The 7,411-nt window shown below is 45.2% G+C and carries 4 protein-coding genes; 1 reads left to right on the forward strand and 3 read right to left on the reverse strand.

What is annotated here, in order from left to right; all coding sequences use genetic code 11:
* Window positions 1–125: 125 nt before the first annotated feature.
* From FJZ26_02675 to FJZ26_02685, 3 genes are all read right to left on the reverse strand, one after another.
* The gene (locus FJZ26_02675) at window positions 126–1,691 is read right to left on the reverse strand and encodes a hypothetical protein (GenBank protein ID MBM3229312.1); all 1,566 of its coding nucleotides are present in this window, start codon (window positions 1,689–1,691) and stop codon (window positions 126–128) included.
* A gap of 25 nt (window positions 1,692–1,716) precedes the next feature.
* On the reverse strand, window positions 1,717–4,044 hold the full coding sequence (locus FJZ26_02680) for a DUF87 domain-containing protein (protein MBM3229313.1): 2,328 nt from the start codon (window positions 4,042–4,044) through the stop codon (window positions 1,717–1,719).
* 163 nt (window positions 4,045–4,207) lie between these two features.
* Window positions 4,208–5,722, reverse strand: coding sequence for a leucyl aminopeptidase (locus FJZ26_02685; GenBank protein MBM3229314.1), 1,515 nt, complete (start codon window positions 5,720–5,722; stop codon window positions 4,208–4,210).
* Window positions 5,723–5,911: 189 nt separating this feature from the next.
* On the opposite strand from FJZ26_02685, the gene FJZ26_02690 reads away from it, so the two are divergent.
* Entirely contained in the window at window positions 5,912–6,931 is a 1,020-nt protein-coding gene (locus tag FJZ26_02690; protein ID MBM3229315.1) for a deoxyhypusine synthase, read from the forward strand.
* Window positions 6,932–7,411 lie beyond the last annotated feature (480 nt).

The raw sequence follows: 7,411 nt of genomic DNA on the forward strand, positions 1-7,411 counted from the left end.
CCTTTCGTTTGTATGCAATATCCTCGAATTTATTGTGATGCTCATAAAGTCCCTTCCAGTTTTCAACAATCTTTTCCAAATCTCCCTTTTTTGCCCTGCGTATGATTATCGCGGTCTCCATCATGTCACCTTTTTCCAAGGCAGCCAAGGCTATAGATGTCAAAGCCGGCAGTCCCGTTTTCCCTGATGCGCCTTGTCATTTCCTTAGTCACTATCGCCTTAATCTGCATGTATTTTTCCCTCCCAACCTCAACATTGCATATCGCGTACCTTTTTGATTTTGTGTTGAAGCAGAACATGCAATTGTCCAGGTTCTCGCAGTTGTGGCAGAACATTGAGTCGCGGCAGGAGGTGCACGAATCCATCTCAAAGCAGTTGGAAAGATTTACTGAGTTGTTGCATTTTACACAGAATTTGCAATGCACTGTTCGAAAGCCGCCAAAAACATAGTCCGAATCAAGAGCCATCGCACAGTTCACAAGATACTTTCCATTTGTTCCATCAAATATTCTATATGTGTTTACCCCATTGTACGCGACTACTGTTTCTATGTTATTCAGGTTATTCCCTATCTCGAAGTTTACTGCGAAATAAGCGAACCTGCCTAGTTTTCCCATAAGTGTCCTGAGGCTTTCGCCATCTTCCAGGCCTGCGTTGAGTTTAAGTGCAAGTGCATCAGCCTCGAAATTGGCCAGCATTCTTTTCTCAGGAAGTTTGCCAAAAAAGAAAATGTCCATGTTGTATGTCGTATTGCCGTAATGTGAAATGACCTTTCTGACAATGTTTTTTTCATCCTCAAGCAACTTGTTGCATTCCCTTACGCGCCCGATTTCCTCCCCCAAGACTATTTTGCTTGTTGTAATGAATGCTTTGTCAATGATTTCCATGTTCTGATTCCTTGTCTGTTGCTTTGGAACCCCAGCTGACGCCCAAAGGGGCGGCTTTTCAAGCCCTGGAAATTCAAAAATTGCCGGAAAGCTTTTGTGCTTCTCGACCCATTCTTGAATCTCGGCTATCAGTTTTTTTGACAGTTCCCTGTACTTATCCTTGGGCAGCTGCTGGTTTCCTATTATATTCTGCCTGCTTTTCTGGCTCATTGAAAACATGCAATTAGAGCAGCCAATGCAGGAATACGAACAATACGCATCCGAAATATCCGTGCTTGCGTAGCATTCAAAAACCCGTGTTGAATTTATTGTCCCAACCGTATGTATAAGAAATTTTGAATATCCAAGCCAGGAGCCTCCGAATACGAACTCGCTTCCGTCCCTGATGTAAGAGGAATGGGCAATGTATTTTGATGAACTTATATTCTGTGATTCATAAACATGAAAACTGTCAAAAACAGAATCTGATGCTGTAATATGCTCGCACTTGCCAAATATCTTGTTCCCGGCATAAAAGACCCTCTCCTGCACAGCTTCAAGCACACTGTCAATATCCTTAATGTCATTTATGTTGAGGGGTGCGGCCGATTTTTTGAAATCTATCTCATCCTGGGAAATAATCCTGGCTCCTTTGCAGTAGCAATCGCGTGCAAGTGAAACCGACTTTCCTGAAATCGCCGATTTTGCGCTTGTAGGCGGATAATGGTGCCTTTTTAACCAATCTGCACACTGGTCAAGAGCCACAGTGCACTCCGCGCCCAAAAGCAGCCTGTATGTTGATTTCCAGGCCTCGTTAATATCCATCGGAAAAATTAGCAACTGGGGTATTTTAAGCCTTTTTCAGCTTCTTTTTAGCGGGGGTTTTTTTTCCCTTAGTTTTTTTCCCTTTCCGGGATTTGCTTTCAGAGTCGTCTGGCTCCTCATTTATCAATTTTTTAGAAGATTTTTTGCCGCGTTTTTTTATTTCTCCAATCGCTTCTTCCTCTTCTGCTTTTCTTGCGTGAATCCTTTCAATGTAATTTTTCATGTGACCTTTTTCGACGTTTTTTTCTCCCTCGCCAGCTTCACCATCTTCAATCTGCTGTTCCTCGGGGCTCTCTTCCCCTTCCGGCGCAACTGCTTCTACCTCTTTTTCATCTTCTTCTGGCACAAGTTCTTCATCATCCTCTTTTTCCTGCTGGAACCTAATTTTACTGTTGTCCTCGTCGTTTATTTCTTCGTCATCTTTCATTATGCCCTCGGGCTCTTGTGCCATCTGCGGGCGCATGTCCTGGAATTCTTGCTTGTCAACTGATTCAGTGTTCACTTCTTCTGCCATGTTGGACTGTCCTGTTTTCTCACCGGGCTTTTCTTGTTCACTGCCATCCGCCTTTTCCGGTTGCGCCTGGTGTGCCTTTAACTGCTTTGCCTCAATCTTATTCTGCTCATCAATCCACTTCTGCTCGCTTTCGGTTTTCGGATGAGGCACATCGACTCCCCAGACCGATGCATCCACCGTCTTGACTTTCATCGGCAATATGTATTTGGAGCCGTCAAAAAGCCTTACAATGCACTCGCGCGGATGGAGTTTCAGGAACATCTCCTTTTTGGACTCCTCAAGCTCGCTTGGGCTGACTTTTTTCTTGAAAAATTCCTCTACTTTGATTTCCATCATTGAAACCAGTATCTTTGCATCCTCGCGCGTCACCCTGAAGGAAATAATGTTCCTCACATTGCTTATGATGCTGTCAAGCACAATCTTTGAAATCTGCCCCAGGTATTGGCCTGAAACGTACACGTAGAGGTTGAATTTCCTTGTCTCTGCAAGAATGTCCTTGACGACTTTTGACTCAACGACAGGGAACTCATCAACGACAAGGACTGTCGGGCGCTTGAGTTTTTCGCTGATTGCAAGCATGTACATCTGGTTGATTATCGCCCCGGCAAAGAACTTGATGATTTTCCTGCCAAAAAAGTGCGGGTTGAAAGAGACTACAACAAGCTGGTGCTTGTTGAGAAGGTCCCCCACATTCTCAAGCTTCTTTTCCTTTCCTATATAAAGCAAATATTCGCCGATGAAATTAATGACTGGCAAAATGGCGTCATTGAAGTGGTGCATGTAGATGTCCTGGAATTCCTCGTCAAAAAACCTTCTCACTTCGTCGTTGTCGCATCTCGATGCAAATTCCGTCCTCTTGGTTGAGTCAGTCAGAAGCAAATTCAGGTTTTGGAGCGTCAATTCGTTAATGGAGGCCAGCAAGTGGACCGAATAGAATGTTATCCTCTCAGCATATTTGCTTTCCTGCGCTATGGTCGATGTGATGAGCTGTGCAACAAGCTGCGTTATAAGGGGGCTTTTTTCAACCCCCACATCAAGTGGCTCAACGTAATTATGCACAAAATCTATGACTTTTTCATTTTCAAATGTCTTTGAGAACTCGGCATGCGGGTCAATGACCAATATATTGACATCACCGTGCCTTTTCTTGACTGCGCGTATCAAAATCTCAAGCAGCTTGCTTTTGCCTGTGCCTGAAGTTCCGACAATGAGGCTGTGCTGCAGCGCGCTGAAATTGTCTGTGCCAATGCGGGCGCTTTCCGATGTGAAGATCGGCTCGCCTGAATTCACATAGACTGCCTTTGGTATTGGGTCAAGAAGCTCAATATAAAAAACAGGGTTGTGCTCCAAGTCAATGGCAAAAAACGCAGTCGGGTTGAGTATCAAAATGCCGCGGCTTCGCCCCTTCGCATCTACTGTCGTGCCCATGGCATAAAAGCTTCCAAACGCTTTCTTTATGCTTATCCGGATTTCCTCTATCTTTTCCTTGATGAAAAAATCAAAAAAATTCCCCGAAGGCACAAAATAATACCCCGGCCACAGATGGCTTTTAAGGAATTCAACCTCCTTTGAGACAACGTCCATTCTGAAGGGGAAAAGAAGCGAGGATTGGGAATAAAGGTTGTCCCTGTCCTCTATGAATATCTTAATGGTGTTGTTGTACCTTTTGAAGACTATTGGCACGCCGCGAAGGGTCAAAATATCGGAAAAGTCAATAAGTCCCAGGAAAGGAACCCTTCTTTTGATTAGGTTGTTGAAAAATTTCTCGTAATCTTCCTTGGGTATCTTGGCATCATAGATGGAAAGCTCAAGGAACTTCTTCTTTTTTGCTCCAAACATAGTATCATTCCTGTCATTTCAGGTCGGTCCTTTGATTGATTTGATTTTGCAGTTGGGGTTTATATTCCAAAGTCAGCAAAGTAATAACACTAGAATGCATTTAAAACCACTCAAAACTTATTAAAGCTTTCAGGTGCTTTCCCAGCCGGACAGAATCGCGTGACTATTCACTCAATAAATACTCAAGCGCGAGCCTGGTTCCAACGCCAGTTGCTCCAACTGCAAGCCCCCATTTCGGTTTCGTGTTCCAAGCCGTACCTGCGATATCCAGATGCGCCCACTTTGTCTCCCCGACAAATTCCTTCAAAAATGAAGCCCCGGCCTGCGCACCGCCCTGCCCAGGCTCCCCGATGTTTTTTATGTCAGCAAGCTCGCTTTTTATCTTTTCATCGTACTCACGCCAAACTGGCAGTCTCCAAACCCTCTCACCACAGCTTGCTCCTGCCTGCTCAAGGCTATGGGCAAGACCATCATCGTTTGAGAACAGTCCGCTTACAACGTCGCTTAGTGCAACAACGCAAGCCCCTGTCAGGGTAGCAAAGTCAATAACCACCGCGGGCTTGTATTTTTCAACTGCATATGCGAGGGCATCGGCCAGTATCATTCTGCCCTCGGCATCGGTATTTAGAACTTCAACCGTCTTGCCAAGGTATGTCCTGAAAATGTCCCCTGGCTTGTAGGCACTTCCGCTAGGCATGTTCTCAGTGAGGGCAGCAATGCCCACAACGTTTTTCTTTATTCCAAGCACAGTTAGTGCGCTCATTGCACCTATGACTGCACACGCGCCGCTTTTGTCGTATTTCATCTTGTCCATGTCTGCTGACGGCTTTATTGATATCCCCCCTGAATCAAATGTTATCCCCTTTCCGACAAGTGCGTAATATGGCTCTCCAGTCCTGCCTCCTGCGTGCTCCATTATCACAAATGCAGGCTCCTTTGCGCTTCCGTGGGATACGGCAAGAAAAGAGTTCATGCCAATCTTTTCCAGCTCGGACTTGTGAAGTACCCTGCATGAAAAGCCGTGTTTTTTTGCTGTTTGCACTGCAAATTCCGCGACGTATTGGGGTGTTGCTACATTCGCCGGCTCGTTGTCAATTTCCCGTGCCAGGTTTGCTGCATTGCCAAAAATGCTTCCCTGTGAAATGCCTTTTTTCACTTCATCTTCGTTGCTTTTTTGTGCAACAATAAAGACTTTTTGCGCTTCTTCATTCCCTCTCTGGCCCTTTTTGTCCTTGGTTCCCTGTCCGCCTTCAGAACTTTTATACTTGTCAAACTTGTATGCCGCAAGGGAAACCCATGATGACAAGTTGCGTGCCTCAACCTGAGTAAATCCAAAGTTTTGCACAAAAATGACAATCTTAGATGCCTTTTTGGCCGCAGCGGCATTGAATCCAGCTACAAGCGCCCCATTGGTTGAAAACATGTCTGCAGTTTTTTTGCTTGCGCATCCAACAAATACGAGGGTCGGGGCTTCCTCGTGCTTGGAATACGGCCGGATTATGCAAGTTGAATTCAATTTTGCAGCAAATTCCCTTGTTTTTACGATTCCAGCCAGTTCCTGGTGATATGGAATGGTGCCTGGAATTTCCTTGCCCACGATATCCTCGGAGAACACGGGTATGACAATGGCCGAGTCTTTCCCATATTTTCCAAGTTCAAATACAGCCGATATCTCCATAAAATCACCAATACAAACCAAACTATGGCTGTCGTATCTATTCTATTGTTTAATCTGATAATTAATCAGCTAAGCATGTTTTAAAATAAATGCCACAAAATAAATATTACTGCATCAAATAGAAAAATTTATGTGCAGGCAGCGCTAAGCAAATTGCAGACGCCCGCGCGCACAGGGGAGGTTAATAAGATGGTTTCAAAGAAAGAGCTTCTAAAAGAAGTCATAGAGCATGTTGACATAACCTCATTTGATTCGACAAAAATTATCGGGTCAATGGAAAAGATGTCCTTCACATCACGTGACCTTGCACGTGCTGCCAGAATTTTCAAAATGATGCTTGAGGAAAAGGACTGTGCAAACATCCTGACCCTTGCAGGAAGCACTAGTGCGGGAGGATGCATGAAACTCTATGCTGATATGGTAAAATACAACATGATTGATGCAATTGTTGCAACAGGGGCAAGCATAGTCGACATGGACTTTTTTGAGGCCCTTGGCTTCAGGCACTATAAAGGCACGCCTTTTGTTGACGACATGTTGCTTCGAAGCAATTACATAGACCGGATTTACGACACCTACATCGATGAAGCGGAGTTGCAAGCATGTGACAAGGCAATATGCCAAATTGCAGACAGCCTTGAGCCACGCCCCCATTCCTCGAGGGAATTCATCAGCCAGATGGGAAAATACCTTGCAGACGGGGGCGCAAAGAAAAAAGAATCGCTTGTGCAACTTGCATATGAACACAATGTGCCAATATTCTGCCCTGCATTTTCAGATAGCTCTGCCGGCTTTGGGCTTGTCCTCCACCAGCACAAGAATCCCCAAAAGCACCTTTCCATTGATTCTGTCAAGGACTTTTACGAGCTGACAAAAATCAAGATGAAATCCCCGACTTCCGGGCTTTTGATGATAGGCGGGGGCGTGCCAAAGAATTTTGCCCAGGACACGGTTGTTTGCGCAGAGGTGCTTGGAAAAGAAGTCCCGATGCACAAATATGCAATCCAGATAACCGTGGCTGATGTGCGTGATGGTGCCTGTTCCTCTTCGACTCTAAAGGAGGCAAGCTCGTGGGGCAAAGTGGATACGACTTATGAACAGATGGTTTATGCAGAGGCAGGCTCGGTGCTGCCTCTTCTTGCAAGCTATGCCTACCATTCAGGAGCTTGGAAGTCAAGGAAAAGAAGGGAATATGCTAAAATGTTCTGATTCCAGCCAATCTCTTTAGCCCTTCGCTTATGCTGACTTTGTAAACTGGGGGTTTTTCGAGCCTCCTGTATTCATCGGGCAGCATTGAAATTCTCTGCGCAGCGTATGCACGGGCCTGTTCCAATCCAAAGCACTCAAGTTTGCCGTTCTTAAAAATTGGAATCAGAATCTCCTCGGCACCCTCCAAACCTTCCCTAGCAAAATCACTCACCTTTTCGCCCTCAATGCATACGATGTCCATTCCAAATTTTCCTTCCCTGCATATTCTGTAAACCTGCTTGTCGCCAGGCATGGATTTTTTTCCGGAGGTCTTCTTTATTGCCGGCCTGCCTTCAACCTGTGCAAGCTTGTAGTTGATGTCAAGGGCAGGCAGGTCTGAAGATACGACCATGGAAGTGCCTACACCGAAATAATCGGCAACCCCCCCACTTGCCCAGAACTTCTCAATTTTATACTCGTCCAATCCTCCTGAAGCTATTA

This window comes from Candidatus Parvarchaeota archaeon (assembly GCA_016866895.1).
Lineage (GTDB): Archaea > Micrarchaeota > Micrarchaeia > Anstonellales > VGKX01 > VGKX01.